The organism is Blastococcus sp. SYSU DS0533 (assembly GCF_054050775.1).
Genome location: NZ_JBJGZZ010000008.1, coordinates 22,049 through 42,893, shown reverse-complemented (window position 1 = coordinate 42,893; position 20,845 = coordinate 22,049). Strand labels below are relative to the sequence as shown.

The window sequence follows — 20,845 nt, the reverse complement described above, 5'->3', positions numbered from 1 at the left end:
GCGGCCTGCGTCTCCTCGGCGAGCGCGGCCAGCTCCTCCATCACCGGCTCCAGGTCCTCCGGCGGGGGGACCTCGCCGACCGGCCGGACGAGGGTCTACAGGTACCGGGCCATGGTTGCCTCCTGGGGTCGGGCGCCGGCCTCGTCGTTGCGGGGGGTGCTCAGCCGGCGAGGACGGCGGCCATCACCCGCCGGGCCCGCCGCCCCTCCGGCACCGGCAGCAGCGGGTGCACGTGCACCAGACCCTCCTCCTCGTGGTGGTCGACCGGGACGCCGGCCGCGCGGGCGCGGTCGACCAGCAGCCGGGTGTCCGGGCTGGTGATGTCGCGGGTGCCGCTGAAGACGGTCAGCGGGCCGAGCCCGGCCAGCTCGCCGAACAGCGGGCTGACGAGCGGATCGGTCAGCGGCAGGTCGCCCCGCCAGAGCTCGATCGCCGCCCGGGTGCCGGGGCGGGCCAGCCAGGGGTCCTGCGGCTCGACGACGTCGATCTCCGGGTTGGCGAGGGTCAGGTCGAGCGCGGGGGAGACCAGCACCGTCCGGTGCAACGGGGGCACGCCGCGGTCGCGGAGGAGCAGCGCGGCGGACAGGGCGATCTGACCGCCGGCCGAGTCGCCCATCACCGTGACCCGCCCGACGCCGTACCGGTCGGCCAGCGCGCCGACGAGCCCGGCCACCTGCGGCACCACCGTCGCCGCCGTCCCCAGGGGCGCCAGAGGGTAGACGGGCACCGTGATCGCGGTGCCGCTGCGCGTGGCGAGCCGGGCGACGAGCCGCCAGTGCAGCGGGTGGATCTGGTTCACCCAGGCACCGCCGTGCACGTAGACGGCGGCACGGTCCGGCTTCCGGTCGCGGGGGAGCACCCGGTAGACCGGCCAGCCGGAGTCGTGGTGGACCTCGACCTCGACCGGGCCGAGGCCGCGGGGCGGCCCGTACGGCACCGGCCGCAGCAGGCGCTCCTGCACGCCCCGCAGCATCAGCTCCGGGTGCTCGAACCCCCGCCGGAAGCGGAGCAGGCGGAGCAACGGGGGCAGCAGGCGGCCGGCGGGGCTGGGCACGGGACCTCCGGGTCGGTGGAGCGGTCTGGCGATCGGCGGTCAGCTGAGCGAGAGCGGTTCGCGGACGAGCACCCACAGCGGCAGCTCGTCGTCACTGGTGCGCGTGGTCTCGGTGACCTGGAAGCCGAACCCGCGGAAGAACCGCACGTTGGCCCAGCCGAACACCGCCGCGGCGGCGGGGGTCCTCTCCGCGTCGCAGCGCACCAGGACCGGGGCGAGCACCGCGGCGGCCAGCCCCCTCCGGCGGGAGGACGGGCGGACCCCCAGGTGCCGCAGGCGCCAGTGCGGCCGGTCGGGCAGCGCCGCGGTCACCAGCGCCTCGGTCTCGGCGACCACCCGGGCGCGGTCGCCCGACAGGTAGGGGAGCTCGCGGGCCAGGGCCGCCCGCACGTCCTCCGGCAGGGGGCGGGTGCCGGACGTCCCGGGCGGGGGCTCCCAGACGGCGACGGCGTCGCGGTCCTCGGTCACCCACGCTGTGCCGGTGGCCACCCCGCGGTGCGCGGCGTCCAGCTCGTTGAGCCGGGTGAGCCGCTGCATGCGGCCGTCGTCGGGCAGCGCCCACCGGGTCCAGCGGGAGTCGGCCAGCGCGACGGTGAGGGTCGCTGCGATGGCGGGGACGTCGCGCTGCTCGGCGAGCCGGACGTCGGGCCCGGGCTCGTCGGGGTCGTCGATCCGCCGGACGATCGGGCCTGGAGGGGTCACCCCCTGATCCCACCACGCGCGACCACCACGGTCACCGTCGACGCCGGCCGCCGGAGGGCCCGCGATCGGGGCGTGCCCCCACCCGCGCGCGACCCACCCAGGAGCACCGCCGCACCGGAGACCTGGAAGCCGACCTCGCCGGGGACGACACCCGAGGTCGTGGTCCTCTCCGCCCGCGAGGTGCTCCGCGGCCACGACGGCGTGGGTGCCTCGGTGCACCGGTTGCGGCGGGCCGCCACCAAGGGCATGTGCTCCTACGGCTACGTGCTTCAGGTGGGCGCGCACCCCGTGGACGACCCGGCGCGGATGCCCGGTATGGCCACCGGCACCTGACCGGTCCGGCCGCACACCGGGCAGGCAGCGGCGGTGAGGTGAACGGAACGCAAGCTTGACGCCGGGGTCGACGCGGGGAAACGACGACGACCCACTCTCGTCCCGTGCCCGCTCCTGCCACGCCCACCGCCGCCATCCCCGGGGCCCGCGCGTCGAGGACGACGAGCACGCACTGCCCCTACTGCTCCCTGCAGTGCGGGATGGCCGTCACCGCCGGGGACCGCCCCGCCACGCTGGTCCCGCTCGACTTCCCGACCAACCGCGGCGGGCTGTGCTCCAAGGGCTGGTCGTCGGCCGAGCTGCTCGACCACCCCGAACGGCTCACCCGGCCGCTGGTGCGCGCCGTCGCCGGGGACCGCACCAGCCCGCTGGTGGAGACCACCTGGGACGAGGCGCTGGACCGGCTGGTCGCAGCGATCCGCCGGACCCAGGCCACCCACGGCCGCGACGCCGTGGGCTGCTTCGGCGGGGGTTCGCTCACCAACGAGCAGGCCTACCAGTTCGGCAAGTTCGCGCGGGTCGCGCTGCGCACCAGCGCGATCGACTACAACGGCCGGTTCTGCATGTCCTCGGCCGCCGGCGCGGCCAACCGAGCCTTCGGCCTGGACCGCGGCCTGCCGTTCCCGCTGAGCGACATCGCCGAGGCCGACGTCGTCGTCCTGGTCGGCAGCAACCCGGCCGACACCATGCCGCCGGCGATGCAGTGGTTCGACGCCGGCCGCGAGCGCGGCGCCCAGCACGTCGTGGTCGACCCCCGCCGCACCGCCACGGCGCGGAACGCCGACCTCCACCTGCAGCCGCTGCCGGGCGCGGACCTGGCGCTCGCCAACGGGCTGCTGCACATCGCGGTGGCCGAGGGTCTGGTCGACGAGCGGTACGTCGCCGAGCGCACCACCGGTTTCGACGAGGTGCGGGCCGGCGTCGCCGCCTACTGGCCGGACCGGGTCGAGCGGCTCACCGGCGTACCCGTCGCGGACCAGCGGCGCACCGTGTTCGCGCTGGCCCGGGCGGCGAACGCCATGATCCTCACCGCGCGGGGCGCCGAGCAGCACCGCAGCGGCACGGACACCGCGCAGGCGTGGATCAACCTGGCGCTCGCCCTCGGCCTGCCGGGCCGGCGCGGCAGCGGCTGGGGCACGGTCACCGGCCAGGGCAACGGGCAGGGCGGCCGCGAGCACGGGCAGAAGGCCGACCAGCTGCCCGGCTACCGGTCGCTCGCCGACCCCGCCGCCCGTGCGCACGTCGCTGCGGTCTGGGGCGTCGATCCGGACGACCTGCCGGTACCTGGAAGGTCGGCGTACGAGCTCCTCGACGCGCTCGGCACCGACGGCGGGGTGCGCACGCTGCTGGTCCTGGCGTCGAACGTCGCCGTCTCCGCGCCCGACGCGAGACGGGTGGTCAGCCGGCTCCGCGACCTGGACTTCCTCGCCGTCAGCGATTTCTTCCTCTCCGAGACCGCCGAGCTCGCCGACGTCGTCCTGCCCAGCGCCATGTGGGCGGAGGAGGCCGGCACGACGACCAACCTCGAGGGCCGGGTCATCCGGCGGCGGCGGGCACTCGACCCGCCCGACGGCGTGCCCGACGACCTCCAGCTGCTGGCGACGCTGGCCGGCCGACTCGGCGCACAGGGCTTCAGCGGCGACCCGGAGACGGTCTTCGAGGAGCTGCGCCGCGCCAGCGCCGGCGGGACGGCCGACTACGCGGGCATCAGCTACCGGCGCATCGACGAGGAGCGCGGCGTCTTCTGGCCGTGCCCCTCGTCCGAGCACCCCGGCACCCCGCGGCTGTTCACGGAGCGGTTCGCCACCCCCGACGGCCGGGCCCGCTTCCTCCGGGTCGAGCACGTCGAGGCGCACGAGCCGCCCGACGCCGACTACCCGTTCGTGCTCACCACCGGCCGGGTGCTCGCCCAGTACCAGTCGGGCACCCAGACCCGCCGGACGCGCAGCCTGCAGCTGGTCGCGCCCACCCCGCGCGCCGAGCTGCACCCCGACCTCGCCTCCCGCCTCGGCATCGCGCAGGACGACGTCGTCGAGCTCGCCACCCGGCGCGGCCGCGCCCGCTTCCACGCCCAGGTCACCGACACCATCCGGCCCGACGTCGTCTTCGTGCCCTTCCACTGGGCCGGGGCCAACGACCTCACCGACGCCGGCGCGCTCGACCCGACGTCGAGGATGCCGCCCTTCAAGGCCTGCGCCGTCGCCGTCGCCCGCGTCGCCGGGCCGGAGGAGCACATCGCGCCGCCGCCGGCCGCCACCCAGCCCGTGCCCCGGGCGCACCGGCCCGCCACCGCACCCGTCCCGCGCCCGCCGTCCCGCACGACCCGCTCCTCGACGACCAGGAGAACTCCCGTGAAGAGCACCCCGCGCTTCCTGCAAGGCGTCTTCCCGATCACCGGCGAAGGGCTGGCCAAGCCCGGCCCCATCGACCCCGCGCTCCGCTACACCGTGCCGGCCGGGTGCAGCGCCCAGGCGCTGTACTTCCGCGGCGGCAACGCGACCGCCGAGCTGGTCTACGTGCTCCTCGTCCGCGACGGCGAGCCGGTGCGGTGGTTCCCCATCGGGGCCAAGGCCGACACGCACGTGCCGCTGCGCGTGGTCGAGGACGTGGTGGGCGGCTCGGTGGTGGAGCTCCACGCGGCCGCGCCCGAGGGCGTCACCGGCGAGATCGTCGTCGACCTGGGCCTGGTGGAGGTCTGAGATGACGGCGATCCTCGGGGCCCGCCTGGCCGGCGCCACCTCCCTGCACCTGGACGGCGACCTCGATCCCCGCACCCGGCTCGTCGTGGTCGGCAACGGCATGGCCGGCGCCCGCTTCGTGGAGGAGGTGCTCGAGCGCGGCGGTGGCGACCAGTTCCGCATCACCGTCTTCGGCGACGAGCCGCACGGCAACTACAACCGGATCATGCTCAGCCCGGTGCTGGCCGGGGAGCAGCACGAGGACGAGATCGTCCTCAACTCCCACGACTGGTACCGCGACAACGGCGTCGACCTGCGTGCCGGCGTCCGGGTGGAGCGGATCGACACCGCGGCCAAGCAGGTGCACGCCGCCGACGGCAGCGTCACCGGCTACGACCACCTGGTGCTCGCCACCGGCAGCTACTCCTTCATCCCGCCCATGGCCGGGGTCCGGAGGGACGACGGTTCGCTGCTGCCCGGTGTGCACGGCTTCCGCACCATCGACGAGACCCGCGCGATGCTCGCGGCCACCGGTCGCTGCCGGCGCGCGGTGGTGATGGGCGGCGGGTTGCTCGGCCTCGAGGCGGCCCGGGCGCTGCAGGGGCACGGGCTGCAGGTCGACCTCGTGCACGCCATGCCGTGGCTGATGAACGCCCAGCTCGACGCCGAGGCCGGCGCCATCCTCAAGCGCAGCGTCGAGCAGCTGGGCATCACCGTGCACCTCGACGTGCTGGCGACGGAGGTGCTCGGCACGGAATCCGTGGAGGGCGTCCTCCTCAAGGACGGCCGGCGGCTGGACTGCGACCTGCTCGTCGTCGCCGCCGGGGTGCGCCCGCACACCGACCTCGCCGTCCGCTCCGGGCTGGAGGTCGAGCGGGCGGTCGTGGTCGACGACCAGCTGCGCACCGACGACCCCGACGTCTACGCCATCGGCGAGTGCGCCCAGCACCGCGGCGAGGTCTACGGGCTGGTCGCGCCGGCCTGGGAGCACGCGAAGGTCCTCGCCGACGTGCTCACCGGCACGGATCCGGACGCCGAGTACCACGGCAGCCGCACGGCGACGAAGCTCAAGGTCGCCGGCGTCGACGTCGCCGTGATGGGCACCAGCACCCCCGAGCGGGACGACGACGAGTTCCTGGTCATCTCCGAGCCCAAGCGCGGCGTCCACCTCTCGGTGGTGATCCGCGACGACAGGCTCGTCGGCGCCACGCTGCTCGGTGACACCCGCAAGGTCGCCTTCCTCACCCAGGCCTTCGACCGGGGGGCCCCGCTGCCGGAGGAGCGGATCCGGCTGCTGGTCGACCTCTCCGACGGCGCCGAGGAGGTGGGTGTCGCGGAGATGCCCGCGGACAGCCAGGTCTGCAACTGCAACGGCGTCTCCAAGGGCGACATCTGCGGCGCGGTCAGCGGTGGCTGCGGCAGCGTCGGCGAGGTCATGGACCGCACCCGCGCCGGCAAGGGCTGCGGCTCGTGCAAGTCGCTGGTGAAGCAGATCGTCGAGTGGGCCGCCGACGGCGACCTCGCCGAGGACCCCGCGGCGTCCTGGTACGTACCGGGCATCCCCATGCCCAAGCCCGAGCTGATGCGCGCCATCCGGGAGCACGACCTGCGGAGCGTGTCCGCGGTCTTCGCGACGCTCGCGCCCGGCGGCAAGGAGGACGCGAAGTCGAAGATGGGCCTCACCTCGCTGCTGAAGATGATCTGGGGGCACGACTTCGTCCCCGAGAAGGACGGCGAGTTCATCAACGACCGGGTGCACGCCAACATCCAGCGCGACGGCACCTTCTCCGTCGTCCCGCAGATGAAGGGCGGCGTCACCACACCCGCGCAGCTGCGGAAGATCGCCGACGTCGCCGAGAAGTACGAGGTGCCCATGGTCAAGGTGACCGGCGGCCAGCGGATCGACCTGCTCGGTGTCCGCAAGGAGGACCTGCCGGCGATGTGGGCCGACCTGGGCATGCCCAGCGGCTACGCCTACGGCAAGAGCTTCCGCACGGTGAAGACGTGCGTGGGCAGCGACTTCTGCCGGTTCGGGCTCGGCGACTCGACGCAGCTGGGGATCGACCTCGAGACACGCTTCCAGGGCATCGAGAGCCCGGCGAAGATGAAGCTCGCCGTCGTCGGGTGCCCGCGGAACTGCGCCGAGGCCTACGTGAAGGACGTCGGCGTCGTGGCCATCGGCAACGGCAAGTGGGAGGTCTACGTCGGCGGCGCCGCCGGGGCCACCATCCGCAAGGGCGACCTGCTGGCCACGGTCGGCTCGCCGGAGGAGGTCATCACCCTGGCCGGGCGGTTCATGCAGTACTACCGGGAGAACGCCAACTGGCTGGAGCGGACCTACGACTTCGTGCCGAGGATCGGGCTGGAGAAGATCAGGGCCGTGCTGCTCGAGGACAGCGAGGGCATCGTCGCCGACCTCGACGCGAACATGCAGAAGTCGGTCGACGCCTACACCGATCCCTGGGGGCAGGACGGCAGGGAACCGGCCACACCCGGGCAGTTCCGCCCGTCGCTCCCGCTGATCCCGCTGCCGAAGGTGCCGGTCCGATGAGCCTGAGCAGTCCCGCCGCCGCCCGGCTCGACCACACGCGCTCGCCGGCCCGTCCGACCACCCCCGGCACGGAGACCGGCACGCCGGCCACCGCGGTGGCGGTGCCCGGCACCGCCGCCGCTTCCCGCGGCGAGACCCATGTCGTCGGCCGGGTGGAGGACGTACCGCTGGGGGAGGGGCGGGCGTTCGTCGCCGGCGGTGTGCAGGTGGCGGTCTTCCGGCTGCGTGACGGCTCGCTGCACGCCACCCAGGCGGCCTGCCCGCATGCCGGCGGTCCCCTCGCCGACGGGCAGACCGACGTCGACGTCCTCGTCTGCCCGCTGCACCTGTTCGCCTACCGCTGGTCCGACGGCGCCTCGACGTCCGGAGCCGCACCGATCCGCGTCTACCCCGTGCGTGAGGAGGACGGGGACCTCGTGGTCACCGTGTGAGCTCGGACGACGCCGCAGGGCGGGCGCGGACGTGCATGCGCTCCCCCTGCGGGCCGAAGAGGGTGAGCGCCTCGGCCGGCTCGGGGAACGGGTTGGAGAAGGCGTGCGGTACGCGGGTGTCGAACTCGACGACCTCCCCGGGCTCCAGCACGAAGTCGCGCGGGCCGAGCCGCAGCCGGATGCGGCCGGAGAGCACGTAGAGCCACTCGTAGCCGTCGTGCACCTTCTGCTCGGTCTCGTCGACCTGCCAGCGCGGCGGCATGACCAGCTTGTAGGCCTGCAGCCCGCCGGTCTGCCGGGTCAACGGCACCATCGTCGCGCCCGCGTGCTCGATGGGGCGTCCGTGCACCCGCGGGTCGGCCGGCGCCTGCGCGTCGACCAGGTCGTCGAGGGCGACGCCGTAGGTGCGCGCGAGGGGCAGGAGGAGCTCGAGCGTCGGCCGGCGGCCACCGGACTCCAGCCGGGACAGCGTGCTCACCGAGATGCCGGTGTCTGCGGCGACCTCGGCCAGCGTCCGCCCGCTCTCCCCGCGCAGCGCCCGCAGCCGCGGCCCCACGTTCTGCAGCACGTCGTCATCGGTCACGACGACCAGTTTGCCACTTCGGCAAGGTCTCTTGCCGGACCGGTCGGTCCGGGTCGACAGTGGTCGCCATGGACGAGCGGTACGACGTGGTGGTCATCGGAGGCGGCGCGGCGGGCCTGAGCGGAGCGCTCACCCTGGCCCGCGCCCGGCGCAGCGTGCTGGTGGTGGACGCGGGCGAGCCCCGCAACGCCCCCGCCGGGCAGGTGCACAACTACCTCGGGCGGGAGGGCACGCCCCCGGCCGAGCTGTACGCGGCCGGCCGGGCCGAGGTCGAGGGCTACGGCGGGACGGTGGTCCCCGGCCGGGTCGTGGCGGTGCGGCGCGAGGACGACGGGTTCCGGGTCGCCCTGGGGAGCGGCGGGTCGGTGTGCGCCCGCCGGCTGCTGCTGGCCACCGGCCTCACCGACGAGCTGCCCGCGATCCCGGGCCTCGACGAGCGGTGGGGGAGCACGGTGCTGCACTGCCCGTACTGCCACGGCTGGGAGGTCCGCGACCGGGCCGTCGGCATCGTCAGCACCGGCCCGATGGGCGTCCACGCCGCGGGGCTCTGGCGGCAGTGGACCGACGACGTGGTCCTCTTCGTGCACACCGGCGCCGAGCCGACCGGGGAGGAGCGGGAGCAGCTCGAGGCGCGCGGGGTGCGCATCGTCCACGGCGAGGTGGCCGGGCTGGAGGGCGGGGCCGCGGTCCGGCTGGCCTCCGGCGAGCTGGTCGAGCGCGATGCCGTCGTCGTCGCCACCCGGATGGTCGCCAACGCCGAGCTCCTCGCCGATCTCGGGGCCGTGCCCGTGCCGGTGGAGATGCAGGGCGCCGTGCTGGGGACGCACCTGCCCGCCGACCCGACCGGGCGCACGGACGTCCCCGGCGTCTGGGTCGCCGGCAACACCGGTGACGTGAGCGCCCAGGTGATCGTCGCCGCGGCCCAGGGGCTCCGCGCCGGGGCGATGATCAACGCCGACCTGGTCCAGGAGGACGCCCGGGACGCGGTGGCCCGGCGGCGGGAGGTGGCGGCGTGAGCGCCGTCGACCGCGACACCTACGACGAGCTCTACCGGTCGGCCCCGGCCGTGTGGAGCGGGCGGCCCAACCGGCAGCTCGTCGCCGAGGCCAGTGCGCTGCCGGCCGGGAGCGTGCTGGATGCCGGGTGCGGCGAGGGCGGCGACGTCCTGTGGCTGGCCGAGCGCGGCTGGCGGGTGACCGGGGTCGACTTCTCGCCCGTCGCCCTGCAGCGGGGCGCCGCGGCGGCACGGGCGCAGGGGCTGGCGGACCGGATCGAGTGGGTGCAGGCCGACCTGGAGGGGTGGACGCCGCCGGCGGGCGGCTTCGAGCTGGTGACGGCGCACTACCTGCACGCGCGGAGCGCCGGCGGGCGGGCTGAGCTCTTCGGCCGGCTGGCCGCGGCGGTGGCGCCCGGCGGGACGCTGCTCGTCGTCGGGCACCTGCTCGACGCGGCCGCCGCCCACCACCACGGGGACGCGGCCCTGGACCCCTCGGTGTTCTACCGGGCCGAGGACGTCGCGGCGGTGCTCGACCCCGAGGACTGGTCGCGCGTCGTCACCGAGGTCCGTGAGCGGGACGCGGGGGCGGCGGAGCGGACCGGCAACCCGGTGCCCGACACCGTGCTCGTCGCGCGACGGGCGTCGGGGGCGCGGTAGCGCACGGAGCGGAGCTCGCCGAGGGCCCGGCGGCGGTGCGCCTCCTCGGCCAGCTGGCGCGCGGCGACGACGGCTGCGCTGTCCGGCCGCTCGTGCTGGCTGACGGGCATGGCGGGCTCCCTCCGGTCTCCACTACCGGGGAAGACGTGCCGGGGAGGGTGGTCGGCGCCGGCGCCCAGGTCACGGATGCATCACGATCGGCCGGGTCAGCTGCGCGGCAGGCCGAGGTCGGCGAGGGCGGCGGCCACCGCGTCCTCGCGGAGCACCTCCAGCACGAGCAGCCGGTGCACCAGCACTCCGCGGCGGGTGAGCCGCAGGTCGGCCATCCGGAGTCGGGGGAGCGCCGCACCGCCCGCGCGCGGCTGGGCCGGCGGCGGGTCGAGCAGGCCGGTGCGCTGCAGGTCGGCGACGTCCTCCCGCGCGCCCCACGCCGTCCAGCCGCGCGGGTCGTCGTCGAGGGGGGTCATCGGCAGCGGCACGCGGTCCCGGCGGCCGACGGCGGCCAGCAGCGCGAGCTGCCGCCAGCTGAGCGCCCCCGCCAGCCGCAGCGCGCCGCCCACGACCCCCGGATCCAGGTCGGGGGAGACGGCCACCTCGGCCAGCAGGTAGCCCAGGTGGCGCACCCGGCGCTCGTCGGTGGAGGTGCGGGCGGCGCGGACCACCGCCTCGGTCAGCTCGTCGGCGACCGGCCGGTTGCCGGGGCGGTCGGTGAGGAAGTCGTCGCCGCGCACCGCGCGCCCGGCGCGGTGCAGCGTCACCGCGTGCTCCACCGCGAAGGCGAGCGCGGCCCCGGCCCGCACGCGCTCGCGGCCCGTGGGCAGGTCGGCCGCGTCCGCCGCGGCCCGCCGCAGCACGGCGGCGTACCCGTCGTGCACCTGCACCCGGGCGGCGGCGGGCTCGAACACCACCGTCGCGGCGGCGGCGCTCATCGACCCGGCCACCGGGGCCCCTGCCTCGACGAGGGCGCGCCCGGTGCTGGTCTCCTCGGCTGCGGTCACCCGGCGATCTTCGTCGCTGCCGAGGCCTCGCTGCACACCGGGACCGGTTCGCCTCACCCGCTGGGGCCACGGCGGCGCCGCTCGGCCCGGTCCCGGGCGGGGGACCGGGCACACCGGCCGTTCACACGCCGGCGCGCTGCATCAGCGTGCCGCGCCGGAGGTAGACGACCCAGGTGACCGCCACGCAGAGGACGTAGAAGCCGCAGAAGGCCAGCAGCGCCGTCTCCACCCCGCCGGTCGCACCGTAGGACTCCGACACCACCCGCGGGATGAAGACCGCACCCAGGGCGCCCACCGCGGAGATGATGCCCACGGCCGCCGCCGTGTCCCGCCGGGCCCGGTAGAGCACCTCGGCGGTGCTCTCCCCGGGGTGCGCGGCGGCCGCCTCGGCCCGGTAGATGATGGGGATCATCCGGTAGGTGGAGCCGTTGGTCATGCCGACGACCGCGAAGAGCACCAGGAAGCTGGCGAGGAACCCGCCGAAGCTGCCCGCGCGGAGGAACGCGATCGCCGAGCCGATCGCCACGGCCTGCCCGACGAAGGTGACGACGGTGATCCTCGCGCCGCCGATCCGGTCGGCCAGCCAGCCGCCGAACGGTCGGGCGAGCGAGCCGACCAGCGGGCCGAGGAAGGCGTAGCGGTAGGTGTCGGCCGCGAACTCGTTGGCCAGCACCAGCGGGAAGGCGCCGGAGAACCCGATGAAGGACCCGAACGCGCCGATGTAGAGGAAGGACATGACCCACGTCTGCTTGCGGCGGGCGACGGCGGCCTGGCCGGCGATGTCCGCCCGGGCGCCGGAGAGGTTGTCCATCCCGTACCAGGCACCCGCGACCGCCAGCACGATGAACGGCACCCAGATGAGGGCGACGTTCTGCACGTAGCGGGCGTCGCCGGCCTCCGTCGTCCCCGTGCTGCCGCCGACGACGGCGACCGCGGCGGCGGTGACCGCCAGCGGGCCGACCAGCTGGATGATCGCGACGCCGATGTTGCCGCCGGCCGCGTTCAGCCCGAGGGCGAAGCCCTTCTCCTTGTCCGGGTAGAAGAAGGAGATGTTGGCCATGGAGGAGGCGAAGTTCCCGCCGCCGAAGCCGCAGGTGACGGCCGTGAGCACCCAGAACCAGTACGGCTGCCCGGTGGTCGCCGCCACGGTGAGCAGGGTGACCGGCACGAGCAGCAGGGCGGCGCTGACCACCGTCCAGTTGCGGCCGCCGACCAGCGCGGGCATGAACGTGTACGGCACGCGCATGATCGCGCCCACCAGGCCGGCGGTGGCGACCAGCCAGAACAGCTGGTCGCTGGTGAAGCCGTAGCCGATCGAGGCGAGCACCGCGGTGGCGACGCTGAACATCTGCCACACGCTGAACCCGATGTTCTCCGCCAGCACCGACCACGCCAGGTTCCGCCGCGCCACCGGGCGGCCCTGCGGCGAGGCCCAGAAGCGGGGGTCCTCGGGGTCGTAGTCGTCGATCCACCGGGAGCCGCGCCGGGTCGCGGGCGCGGGGGCAGGGGCCGGCGCGGCCACCTCGCCGGACGAGCGGGCGGTGGGGGTGGTGGTCATGGGCGCATCCCTCGGCTCCGGGGCCGCCCGGGCGGGTGGCTCCTGTGCCGCCCGACGCTAGGAACGGGCCGTTTCCGGGCCGCCGCGCCCGTGTGACCTCTCGGGAACGACCACCTCACCCGCGGCGCGGGGCGACGGTGAGCTCACCGGGCTGCGTGCCTGCCGTTCCGTGGGTACCGGGTGCCACGATCGGTCCATGGCCATCGAGGTGCGGCCGGCGAGGAGCTTCCCCGACGTGGCGGCGGTGCTCGGCCCGAAGCGGCCGGACGCGAACGCCTGCTGGTGCCTCAGCTACCGGTTGACGACGTCGAAGGAGAACCGGGAGCTGGTCGGGCCGGCGCGCGGCGAGCGGGTGCGGCAGCTGGTGGGGGAGGAGCCACCCCCCGGCGTGCTCGCCTACGACGGCGAGGAGGTCGTCGGCTGGGCGGCGGTGCACCCGCGGGCCGACACCAGCTTCGCTTGCAACCGGAGGATCCCGCGCGTCGACGACCGCGACGTCTGGTCGCTGTGGTGCGTCCGCGTGCGCCCCGGGCACCGGGGGAAGGGCATCTCCCACCACCTGGTCGCGGGCGCCGTGGAGTTCGCCCGGGCGCACGGGGCGCCGGCGGTCGAGGCGTACCCCGTGGACAACGACGGGCGGAAGGTCGACCTGACGATGGCCTACGTCGGCACGCGGGCGCTCTTCGAGCGGGCCGGCTTCCAGAAGGTGGCCGACACCGACTCGGTCCTGAACGGCTTCCCGCGGGTGCTGGTGCGGCGGGAGCTGCGGGCCTGACCGGACCTCAGGTCCGCAGCCGGTAGCCGCGCTTGACGACCGTCTCCACCAGCGGCGCACCGAGCGCCGCGCGCAGCCGGGTGACCGCCATCTCCACCGCGTGCCCGTCACCGCCACCCGGCAGCGCGGTCACCAGATCGGTGCGGGGGATGACGTGGCCGGGGCGGCGGGCCAGCTCCCGCAGCACGGCGAGCGGGCCGGGCGGGAGCTCGACGAGCCGACCGTCGACGACGGCGGCGTACCCCCGGACCTGCAGCGTGTGCGGCCCCACCGCGAGCACCGGGTCGCGCTCGGGCAGCCGCGCCACCACCTCGCGGGCGAGGGCACCCAGGCGGGCCCGGGCGGGCTGGAAGGAGCTGATGCCGGCGGCGTCCAGCGGCCCCGCCGTCACCGGGCCGACCGCGACGGCCCGCACGCGGTCGCCGAAGGCGGCCACCACCGCCTCCCGCTGCCCGACCTCCTCGGCCACCCGCAGCAGGCTCGCCGCGGCGGGTGCGCTGGTGAAGGTGACCGCGTCGATCGAGCCGGCGACGATGCCGGCGACCAGGCGGCGCACCGGGGTGACGTCCTCGGGCAGCACCCAGCGGTACACGGGGACGGTGAGCACCTCGGCGCCGGTGCCGCGCAGACCGGCGACCAGGTCCGGCAGCGGGTCGCCGTGCAGCTGGACAGCGATCCGGCGGCCGGCCAGCGGGCCCTCGGCGCCCGTCAGCAGGTGCTCGAGCACCTCGGCGGAGGACTCCGACTCCGGGGACCAGGCGTCGACCAGCCCGGCGCCGCGGATGGCGCCGCGCGCCTTGGGGCCACGCGCCAGCACCCGTGCGCCGGAGAGGTGGGCGACCAGCGGCAGGTCCCAGGCGTCGGCGGCCTCCAGCCAGCCGCGGAAGCCGACCCCGGTCGTGGCGATCACCAGGTCCACCGGCGCTGCCAGCACCCGGCGCGTGGCGGCCACCAGCTCGGCGTCGTCGGCCAGCGGGACGATCCGGATCGCCGGGGCGTGGACGACGCGGGCGCCGCGGCGGTCCAGCAGCGCGCCCAGCTCCTCCTTGCGGCGGGCCGCGGTCACCGCGACGGTGTAGCCGGCCAGCGGGAGGTCCGGTCCGGCCGCGTGCTCGTCCTGCTCGGTCACATCTCTCCCTCGCGCCGGTGCCCCACCATGGTGCGACCTCGGGGTTACGGGGATGTGTCCGGCTCCCGTGCGAGGCGGGGGGCAGCGGTCGTCACGGCTGCTTCCACCGGGCCAGCAGCACGGACGCGTCGTCCTGCAGGAGGCCCCCCTGGTGCTCGAGCACGGCCGCGGTGAGCCGGCGGACCGTCTCGGCGGGCGGCAGGCCGGCGCCGATGGCGCGGGTCAGGAACTCCGCGAGGCGCCGTTCCCCGAACCACGTCCCACCGGCGTCGCGGGCCTCGGTGATGCCATCGGTGTGGAGCGCCAGCCAGTCGCCGGGCTGCAGCATCTCCTCACCTACCGTCAGACCCCGGTAGCCAGCCCGAAGGGCAGCCGCCTGCCTCCCTCGAGCTCCTTGACCACCCGGCCGCCACGCAGCAGCAGGGGGGCCGGGTGACCCGCGTTGACGTAGCGCAGCCGACCGGAGTCCACGTCGACCTCGCCGATGACCCCGGTGACGAACTCGCCGCCGGGGAAGTTCTGCGAGACCACGTCGTCGATCGCGCCGGCCTGGTCGAACACGCTGCGGTCGTCCCGGCGGGCGCTGCGGTACCCGGCCAGCGTGGCTGCGGCCATGAGCGCGGCGTGCACGCCGTGACCCACCGCGTCGAAGATGCCCAGGGAGACCGTGCGCTCGGACAGCGCGTAGTCGAAGGCGTCCCCGCCGACGTCGTAGCTCGGTTCCAGCCTGCCGGCGAGCACGAAGGACTCGGTGGCGGCGGTCAGCGGGGGCAGCTGCTGCCAGACGAGCTCGGCCGAGGGCTTCATGGGCCGGATCCGCCGCCGGCGCTCCAGGTCGTCCCCGTAGGTCTCGAGGGAGACGAGGAGGTGGCCGAGCAGCGAGGCCAGCCACCAGCACTGGTCGCGCAGCGCCGGGTCGTACAGGGCCGCCTCGTCGTCGACGCGGACCTCCAGCACCCCCAGCCGGTCGGCCCCGTCGAGCAGCGGCACCCACAGGCGCGGCCGGCCGTCGCGGTCCGAGGAGACGACCTGCACGGTGCGGAACGCCCGCCCGGCCATCGTGCTGTCCAGCCCCAGCCGGTGCCGGTCGCCGGAGCCGGAGCCGGAGGCGTCGAGCCGCACCAGGCAGCTCTGCTCGTGGTCGATGCGGTGGACGGTGACGTCGACGCCGAGCATCCGGCCGGCGGCCGCGGCGAGCGCGGGGAGCCGCTCCGGCGGCGCGGCGCCCGCCGCCTCCAGGAGGGTGACGACCGCGGCCAGCGGGCCGCTGGCCGGCCGCCCGGCCCGGACGGTCCGCGTGTACGGCACCCGGTGGCGGGTGAGGAGCTCGTCGAGCCGCTCGTTGACGGCGTGCGCCAGGAGGTCGTGCTGGGCGCCCGGGACGGGGGCGAGGCCGTTGAGGTAGGCGTCGACCTCCATGAGATCGGCGGTGCCGCCGAGGGCGAAGTACCGCACCCACAGCTGCTCGAGGGTGAGGTCGGCGTGGGCGTAGCCGGCCGCCAGGGCCGGCTGCTGGGCGTCCTGCGTCACGGCCGGCGGCGGGCGGCGGAGTCGACCACCGCGCGGGCGGTGTCGGCGAGGTGCCCGCCTTGGTCGCGGCTCCGGGAGACGAGCATCCGCATGGCGGTGTCCTCGTCCACCGCGTGGCGGCCCATGAGCACGCCCTTGGCCATACCCACGAGGTCCCGGTCGCGCACCGCCTGCCGCATGCCCTCGCTGAGCCGCCGCGCCCGGTCGTGGGCCTGGACGTTGGCGACGAGGAACGCGGCCTGGGCGGAGAACAGGGTGAGCAACTGCTCGCTGCGCCGGTCGAACGCGCCGGGACGGTCGGCGTAGACCTTGATGGCGCCCAGCGCGGCGTCCCCGGCGACGAGCGGAGCGCTCAGCGCGGCCCGCAGCCCGAGGGCCCCCGCCGCACCCGCCCAGCGCGGCCAGCGGCGCTCCTGGCGGAGGTCGTCGACGCGGACCACCTCGCGCGCGGCCGCTGCGGCCAGGCAGGGACCCTCGTCGAGCTCGTACTGCAGCGCGTCGGCGTCCCGCACCCGGTCGTCGGTCGACCCCGACGAGACGCGGCGACGGCCCTCGATCACCGAGATGCCGGCCCCGCAGGAGCCCGTCACGCTCTCCTGGGCGAGGGAGCTGAGCAGGCTCAGCGACGTCCCGACCGTCTCCTCCGACAGGAGGAGGCCCGACATGCGCGCGAAGACCCCGGCCAGCTCATCGGTGAGCGGCACGGTGGGGCTTGCGGTTCGCTTCCCGTTCACCAGGTGCCTTCCACGGACGCCGCCCGGCCGCGTTCTCGACCGGCGTCGTCCCCTGGTGGCGGGGGTACGCAGCGCGGCTGCGGCGCAAACGTCGCGGGCCGACCGCGGCCCCGGCGTCAGGACCGCAGCGCGAACCGGTCGGCCGGACCGCCCGCGGCGCCGTCCACGCGGAGGTCGGCCCGACGGCGGGTGTCCTCGGCGGCGAACGCCGCCGCCTCGGTGACCAGCCACCGGCGCCACTCCTCGGCCATGCCCTCGCCGTCGCGGGCCAGCCCGCGGGCCAGCCGAACCGGATCCGGGGCCTCGACCCAGACGCGCGTCGCCGTCCACCGGTCCAGGCGCCGCGAGGCGCTGCCGCACCCCTCCACCAGCAGGACCGGTGCCGGCGGGACGGGCACGGGGTCGGTGGAGAACCGGCCGGCCGCCCAGTCGTAGCGGTGGTAGGCGCCCGCCCGGCCCTCCGCCAGCGGGCGGAGCACGCCTGCGGCCAGCCGGGACACCGCGCCGGTCAGCGTCCAGCCGGCGTAGAGGTCGTCCATGTGCACGACCGGCGTCCCGGGCCCCAGCGCAGCGGCGAGCCGGGCCGCGAAGGTGGTCTTGCCGGAGCCGGCCGGGCCGTCCACGACGACCAGGCGGGTGCCCCCGAGCCGCGGGGCGAGGCAGAGCGTGCGGTCGGCCAGCGCCGCGTAGGTGACCCGGGTCAGCGGACGGCCAGGGTCCACGTGGGTACCTCGCCGCCGTCGCCGGCCACCAGCCCCCGGCTGGCGAGCAGCCGCAGGTGCGCGTCGGTCTCGGTCACGGCGAAGATCCGCATCCGGCGCGCGTACTGGTCCCACGGTCGTGACCACGTCAGGTGCGCCGCGAGGTCCCACGGTGTCGAGCCGGGGTGCTCGCGGATCGCGTCGAGCAGTTCGGTCAGCCGACGTTCGTGGTGCGCGATCAGCGCGTCGGTGCGCTCGGCCAGGCCGCGGAAGCGCCACTCGTGCCCGGGCAGCACCTCGCTCGGGTCGAGGTCGCGCACGGCGGCGAGGGAGTCGAGGTAGTCGCGCAGGGGGTCGGGCGAGCCGCCGCTGGTGGAGGAGACGTTCGGGCTGATCCGCGGCAGCACGTGGTCCCCGGAGAAGAGCAACCCGGTGCGCTCCTCGGCGAAGCAGAGGTGCCCGGGCGTGTGCCCGGGCGTGTGGACCGCGCGCAGCGCCCACCCGGGAAAGGGGGCGTGGTCGCCGTCCTCGAGCAGGCGGTCGGGCACGGCCATGCGGTGGAACCCCGACAGGTTCTCCGCGCCGCCGACGTCGGCCAGCGCCTCCTCGCGCGGAGCGCCGAGCCGGACGAGGAAGGCCACCTCGGTGTCGACGGCGGCCTGCGCCTCCGTGGCGGTCAGCCGGCGGACGGCGTCGGCGTCGGCGGGGTGCATGGCCACCCACGCGCCGCTGGCCTGGCGCACGCGGGTGGCCAGGCCGAGGTGGTCGAAGTGCAGGTGGGTGACGAGCACCCCCCGGACGTCGGCGATCGAGCCGCCCAGGGATGCCAGCCCCTCGTTCAGCGCCGACCAGCCCGCCTCGCTCTCCCACCCGGTGTCGAGCAGGCCGAGCCCGCCGCCGGCCAGGGCGAAGACGTAGACGTTGACGTAGCGCAGGGGGTTGTGCGGGATCGGGACCGGCAGCGACCACAGGTCGCTGCGCAGCTGCTCGACCGGGGGGAGGCTGCGCTGCTCCCACGCCGCGCGCTGGGCGGTGCCGGTGGTCTCCACGACACCGCACTCTGCCAGCCGCGTCCGGCGCGCCGGCTGTCACCATGGGGGCGTGAGCGGTCCACACGCGCCCCTGCCCGCCGTCTCGGCCGTCCCGCACCGGATGCGGCTCGCGCTGGCCGTCGTCGCCGGCGTGGTCGCGGTCGTGGGGACCCTGGTCGCGCTGAGCCTGCCCTCGACCGAGAACACCGTGGTCGCGTACGGGCCGCTCGACCAGGTGGCGATCGCCGGCCTGGGTCTGGCGCTGGCCGCGGGGGTGCTCCTGCTGGGGCGGTCTCGGGTCGAGGCCGACGAGCACGGCATCCGGGTCCGTAACCTCGCCGTCCACCACCAGCTGCCGTGGACGGCGGTGCGCGCGGTGCGGTTCGAGCGGAAGTCGGCCTGGGGTTCGCTGGCCCTGGAGAACGGCGACGAGATCTCGATCCACGCGTTGCAGGCCGTCGACGGCGAGCGCGCCGTCCGCGCCGTCGAGGAGCTGCGCGCCCTGCACGCCGCCGCCCGGGCGAAGGACCCGGTCCGGCCGCCGCTGCTCTACGACGACTGACGAAGGACCGCGTCCTCCTCATCCCTCGCTCCGCTCGGCGCGAGCCTCCGGACGGGCCGTTCCGGCGTGCCACGGGGGCTCGTCCGGCACATCGGCACGGGGGGAATGACCGCGGGCGCCCCGACGCTGTAGCATGGGCGTGCCTCCCCGCTACACGAGGCGCGCGAACCACCAGCGGCCCTGCCCCGGGCCGCTATCCAAGAGGAGCCCGCTCCCACCTGACGCCGTCGAGGCGCCCAGGTCCCGGATCGCGAGAACCGGCCACCGGTCGGTGATCGCGGGCGCACGACCCCACGGGTCGTGGGCCACCGGCGAGTGGGCCCCGTGAGCAGACGCTCGCGGGGCCTTTTCCGTCGGCGCCCGGGTGGGCCAGCGACTCCTCCCATGCAGCAGCGTAAGGAGAGGCCATCACCGAGCCCCGCATCAACGACCGCATCCGAGTCCCCGAGGTCCGCCTGGTCGGACCGGAGGGCGAGCAGGTCGGCATCGTGTCGATCGGCGAGGCGCTGCGCCTGGCACAGGACTCCGAGCTCGACCTCGTCGAGGTCGCTCCCATGGCCCGGCCGCCCGTCGCCAAGCTCATGGACTACGGGAAGTTCAAGTACGAGTCCGCCCAGAAGGCCCGCGAGGCCCGGCGGAACCAGGCGCTCACCGTCATCAAGGAGATGCGGCTGCGCCTGAAGATCGACCCGCACGACTACGAGACCAAGAAGGGCCACGTCGAGCGCTTCCTCAAGGGCGGCGACAAGGTCAAGATCACCGTGATGTTCCGAGGCCGCGAGCAGTCGCGCCCGGAGATGGGCTACCGCCTCCTCCAGCGGCTGGCCGCCGACGTCAGCGAGCTGGGCGTCGTCGAGTCCAACCCGAAGCAGGACGGTCGGAACATGGTCATGGTGATCGCCCCGCACAAGGGCGCGCAGACCGCGCAGGAGAAGCGCCGGCCCAAGGGCGAGCAGGCCGAGGAGCAGGCGCCGAGCGCCTGAAGCAGGACCCTCCTGCCTCCCGCCGCGAGCAGGCTCGCGGCCGGACCGCGCAGGGGGGCGGAGACCAGCACCACCGAAGACGGCCGGTGCGTGCGGCAGCTGGGTGCTGCCGCGCGCCCCGACACCAGATGACAGGGACCGAGGACATGCCGAAGCAGAAGACCCACAAGGGCACCGCCAAGCGGGTGCGCATCACGGGCACCGGGAAGCTCATGCGCGAGCAGGCGAACAACCAGCACAAGTTCGAGCACAAGTCCGGGACCCGCAAGCGCCGGCTGGACCAGGACCAGGTCGTCTCCCCGGCCGACGCCAAGAACCTGAAGAAGCTCCTGGGCCTCTGAGCGCCCCTCCCAACGACCTCTAGAAAGACAGGAGCACTCACGTGGCACGCGTGAAGCGGGCGGTCAACGCCCAGAAGAAGCGCCGGACGACCCTCGAGGCCGCCAGCGGCTACCGCGGTCAGCGGTCGCGGCTGTACCGCAAGGCCAAGGAGCAGATCCTCCACTCGGCGACCTACAGCTACCGCGACCGCAAGGCGCGCAAGGGCGACTTCCGCAAGCTGTGGATCACCCGGATCAACGCCGCTGCCCGCCTCAACGACATGACCTACAACCGGTTCATGCAGGGGCTGAAGCTGGCCGAGATCGAGCTGGACCGCCGCGTCCTCGCCGAGCTCGCCGTCAACGAGCCCGCTGCCTTCGCCGCCCTGGTGGAGACCGCCAGGGCCGCGCTCGCCGCGAACCCCGAGGCGACCGGCAAGCAGGCCGCCTGAGCGAGCGCCGCTCCAGCACCTCACCTGACGCCGTCGGTGACCTGCCCCTCGGGCCGGTCGCCGGCGGCGTCGGCGTCTGCCCGACC

General features: G+C 75.3%; 22 protein-coding genes. 11 read left to right on the top strand and 11 right to left on the bottom strand.

Annotated features, from left to right (window positions below; all coding sequences use genetic code 11):
- Nucleotides 1-160 precede the first annotated feature (160 nt).
- Together ACI79W_RS11555 and ACI79W_RS11550 are read right to left on the bottom strand one after the other, a co-directional pair.
- Nucleotides 161-1,054 (bottom strand): alpha/beta hydrolase fold domain-containing protein, encoded by an 894-nt coding sequence (locus ACI79W_RS11555; protein ID WP_456562225.1) that lies wholly within the window; start codon nucleotides 1,052-1,054, stop codon nucleotides 161-163.
- A 39-nt stretch (nucleotides 1,055-1,093) separates the two neighbouring features.
- Nucleotides 1,094-1,756: an N-acetyltransferase gene (locus tag ACI79W_RS11550; RefSeq protein WP_456562224.1), complete on the bottom strand. Its 663-nt coding sequence runs from the start codon at nucleotides 1,754-1,756 to the stop codon at nucleotides 1,094-1,096.
- A 72-nt stretch (nucleotides 1,757-1,828) separates the two neighbouring features.
- Here ACI79W_RS11550 and ACI79W_RS11545 point away from each other — a divergent pair, with 72 nt between their 5' ends.
- The 4 genes from ACI79W_RS11545 to ACI79W_RS11530 all read left to right on the top strand — a co-directional run bounded on the left by ACI79W_RS11545 (nucleotide 1,829) and on the right by ACI79W_RS11530 (nucleotide 7,749).
- On the top strand, nucleotides 1,829-2,089 hold the full coding sequence (locus ACI79W_RS11545) for a hypothetical protein (protein WP_456562223.1): 261 nt from the start codon (nucleotides 1,829-1,831) through the stop codon (nucleotides 2,087-2,089).
- Between the two features lie 104 nt (nucleotides 2,090-2,193).
- On the top strand, nucleotides 2,194-4,788 hold the full coding sequence (locus tag ACI79W_RS11540) for a molybdopterin oxidoreductase family protein (RefSeq protein WP_456562222.1): 2,595 nt from the start codon (nucleotides 2,194-2,196) through the stop codon (nucleotides 4,786-4,788).
- A gap of 1 nt (nucleotide 4,789) precedes the next feature.
- Nucleotides 4,790-7,318 (top strand): nitrite reductase large subunit NirB, encoded by a 2,529-nt coding sequence (gene nirB / locus ACI79W_RS11535; RefSeq protein ID WP_456562221.1) that lies wholly within the window; start codon nucleotides 4,790-4,792, stop codon nucleotides 7,316-7,318.
- Nucleotides 7,315-7,749 (top strand): Rieske (2Fe-2S) protein, encoded by a 435-nt coding sequence (locus tag ACI79W_RS11530; protein WP_456562220.1) that lies wholly within the window; start codon nucleotides 7,315-7,317, stop codon nucleotides 7,747-7,749. Before nirB ends, ACI79W_RS11530 begins: the two co-directional genes overlap by 4 nt.
- Here the strand turns inward: ACI79W_RS11530 and ACI79W_RS11525 are convergent.
- On the bottom strand, nucleotides 7,739-8,332 hold the full coding sequence (locus tag ACI79W_RS11525; protein WP_456562219.1) for a helix-turn-helix domain-containing protein: 594 nt from the start codon (nucleotides 8,330-8,332) through the stop codon (nucleotides 7,739-7,741). The genes ACI79W_RS11530 and ACI79W_RS11525 overlap by 11 nt on opposite strands.
- A gap of 68 nt (nucleotides 8,333-8,400) precedes the next feature.
- On the opposite strand from ACI79W_RS11525, the gene ACI79W_RS11520 reads away from it, so the two are divergent.
- Together ACI79W_RS11520 and ACI79W_RS11515 are read left to right on the top strand one after the other, a co-directional pair.
- Complete coding sequence (locus ACI79W_RS11520; protein ID WP_456562218.1) at nucleotides 8,401-9,348, top strand: NAD(P)/FAD-dependent oxidoreductase; 948 nt, start codon at nucleotides 8,401-8,403, stop codon at nucleotides 9,346-9,348.
- Nucleotides 9,345-9,986: a class I SAM-dependent methyltransferase gene (locus tag ACI79W_RS11515; protein WP_456562217.1), complete on the top strand. Its 642-nt coding sequence runs from the start codon at nucleotides 9,345-9,347 to the stop codon at nucleotides 9,984-9,986. The genes ACI79W_RS11520 and ACI79W_RS11515 overlap by 4 nt, the downstream gene beginning before the upstream one ends.
- A 206-nt stretch (nucleotides 9,987-10,192) precedes the next feature.
- Here ACI79W_RS11515 and ACI79W_RS11510 read toward each other — a convergent pair whose 3' ends face one another.
- Both ACI79W_RS11510 and ACI79W_RS11505 read right to left on the bottom strand, forming a co-directional pair.
- Nucleotides 10,193-10,984, bottom strand: coding sequence for a hypothetical protein (locus tag ACI79W_RS11510; protein WP_456562216.1), 792 nt, complete (start codon nucleotides 10,982-10,984; stop codon nucleotides 10,193-10,195).
- A gap of 121 nt (nucleotides 10,985-11,105) precedes the next feature.
- The gene (locus tag ACI79W_RS11505) at nucleotides 11,106-12,542 is read right to left on the bottom strand and encodes an MFS transporter (protein ID WP_456562215.1); all 1,437 of its coding nucleotides are present in this window, start codon (nucleotides 12,540-12,542) and stop codon (nucleotides 11,106-11,108) included.
- A 196-nt stretch (nucleotides 12,543-12,738) separates the two neighbouring features.
- On the opposite strand from ACI79W_RS11505, the gene ACI79W_RS11500 reads away from it, so the two are divergent.
- Complete coding sequence (locus ACI79W_RS11500) at nucleotides 12,739-13,317, top strand: GNAT family N-acetyltransferase (RefSeq protein ID WP_456562214.1); 579 nt, start codon at nucleotides 12,739-12,741, stop codon at nucleotides 13,315-13,317.
- A gap of 7 nt (nucleotides 13,318-13,324) precedes the next feature.
- Here the strand turns inward: ACI79W_RS11500 and ACI79W_RS11495 are convergent, their stop codons facing one another.
- From ACI79W_RS11495 to ACI79W_RS11470, 6 genes are all read right to left on the bottom strand, one after another.
- Nucleotides 13,325-14,446, bottom strand: a complete 1,122-nt coding sequence (locus tag ACI79W_RS11495; protein WP_456562213.1) for a uroporphyrinogen-III synthase — start codon at nucleotides 14,444-14,446, stop codon at nucleotides 13,325-13,327.
- Nucleotides 14,447-14,537: 91 nt separating this feature from the next.
- A complete protein-coding gene (locus ACI79W_RS11490; protein WP_456562212.1) occupies nucleotides 14,538-14,774 on the bottom strand; it encodes a PP2C family protein-serine/threonine phosphatase in 237 nt (78 codons plus the stop codon).
- A 14-nt stretch (nucleotides 14,775-14,788) separates the two neighbouring features.
- Nucleotides 14,789-15,976 (bottom strand): PP2C family protein-serine/threonine phosphatase, encoded by a 1,188-nt coding sequence (locus ACI79W_RS11485; protein ID WP_456562211.1) that lies wholly within the window; start codon nucleotides 15,974-15,976, stop codon nucleotides 14,789-14,791.
- Complete coding sequence (locus tag ACI79W_RS11480) at nucleotides 15,973-16,710, bottom strand: GAF domain-containing protein (RefSeq protein ID WP_456562210.1); 738 nt, start codon at nucleotides 16,708-16,710, stop codon at nucleotides 15,973-15,975. The genes ACI79W_RS11485 and ACI79W_RS11480 overlap by 4 nt, the downstream gene beginning before the upstream one ends.
- A gap of 116 nt (nucleotides 16,711-16,826) precedes the next feature.
- Nucleotides 16,827-17,432 (bottom strand): uridine kinase family protein, encoded by a 606-nt coding sequence (locus ACI79W_RS11475; protein WP_456562209.1) that lies wholly within the window; start codon nucleotides 17,430-17,432, stop codon nucleotides 16,827-16,829.
- On the bottom strand, nucleotides 17,411-18,460 hold the full coding sequence (locus ACI79W_RS11470) for an MBL fold metallo-hydrolase (protein WP_456562208.1): 1,050 nt from the start codon (nucleotides 18,458-18,460) through the stop codon (nucleotides 17,411-17,413). The genes ACI79W_RS11475 and ACI79W_RS11470 overlap by 22 nt, the downstream gene beginning before the upstream one ends.
- A 52-nt stretch (nucleotides 18,461-18,512) precedes the next feature.
- Here ACI79W_RS11470 and ACI79W_RS11465 point away from each other — a divergent pair, with 52 nt between their 5' ends.
- The 4 genes from ACI79W_RS11465 (at nucleotide 18,513) to rplT (ending at nucleotide 20,759) form a co-directional block, all read left to right on the top strand.
- Nucleotides 18,513-19,004, top strand: a complete 492-nt coding sequence (locus tag ACI79W_RS11465) for a PH domain-containing protein (protein WP_456562207.1) — start codon at nucleotides 18,513-18,515, stop codon at nucleotides 19,002-19,004.
- 407 nt (nucleotides 19,005-19,411) lie between these two features.
- Nucleotides 19,412-19,987: a translation initiation factor IF-3 gene (gene infC, locus ACI79W_RS11460; protein WP_456562349.1), complete on the top strand. Its 576-nt coding sequence runs from the start codon at nucleotides 19,412-19,414 to the stop codon at nucleotides 19,985-19,987.
- Nucleotides 19,988-20,133: 146 nt separating this feature from the next.
- Complete coding sequence (gene rpmI, locus ACI79W_RS11455) at nucleotides 20,134-20,328, top strand: 50S ribosomal protein L35 (protein ID WP_236827604.1); 195 nt, start codon at nucleotides 20,134-20,136, stop codon at nucleotides 20,326-20,328.
- Nucleotides 20,329-20,369: 41 nt separating this feature from the next.
- On the top strand, nucleotides 20,370-20,759 hold the full coding sequence (gene rplT / locus ACI79W_RS11450) for a 50S ribosomal protein L20 (protein WP_091934216.1): 390 nt from the start codon (nucleotides 20,370-20,372) through the stop codon (nucleotides 20,757-20,759).
- Nucleotides 20,760-20,845 lie beyond the last annotated feature (86 nt).

Coding starts and splice junctions, on each gene's coding strand:
- ACI79W_RS11500 (WP_456562214.1), top strand. CDS start 12,739: ATGGCCATCGAGGTGCGGCCGGCGAGGAGCTTCCCCGACGTGGCGGCG.
- rpmI (WP_236827604.1), top strand. CDS start 20,134: ATGCCGAAGCAGAAGACCCACAAGGGCACCGCCAAGCGGGTGCGCATC.
- ACI79W_RS11530 (WP_456562220.1), top strand. CDS start 7,315: ATGAGCCTGAGCAGTCCCGCCGCCGCCCGGCTCGACCACACGCGCTCG.
- ACI79W_RS11520 (WP_456562218.1), top strand. CDS start 8,401: ATGGACGAGCGGTACGACGTGGTGGTCATCGGAGGCGGCGCGGCGGGC.
- ACI79W_RS11490 (WP_456562212.1), bottom strand. CDS start 14,774: ATGCTGCAGCCCGGCGACTGGCTGGCGCTCCACACCGATGGCATCACC.
- ACI79W_RS11505 (WP_456562215.1), bottom strand. CDS start 12,542: ATGACCACCACCCCCACCGCCCGCTCGTCCGGCGAGGTGGCCGCGCCG.
- nirB (WP_456562221.1), top strand. CDS start 4,790: ATGACGGCGATCCTCGGGGCCCGCCTGGCCGGCGCCACCTCCCTGCAC.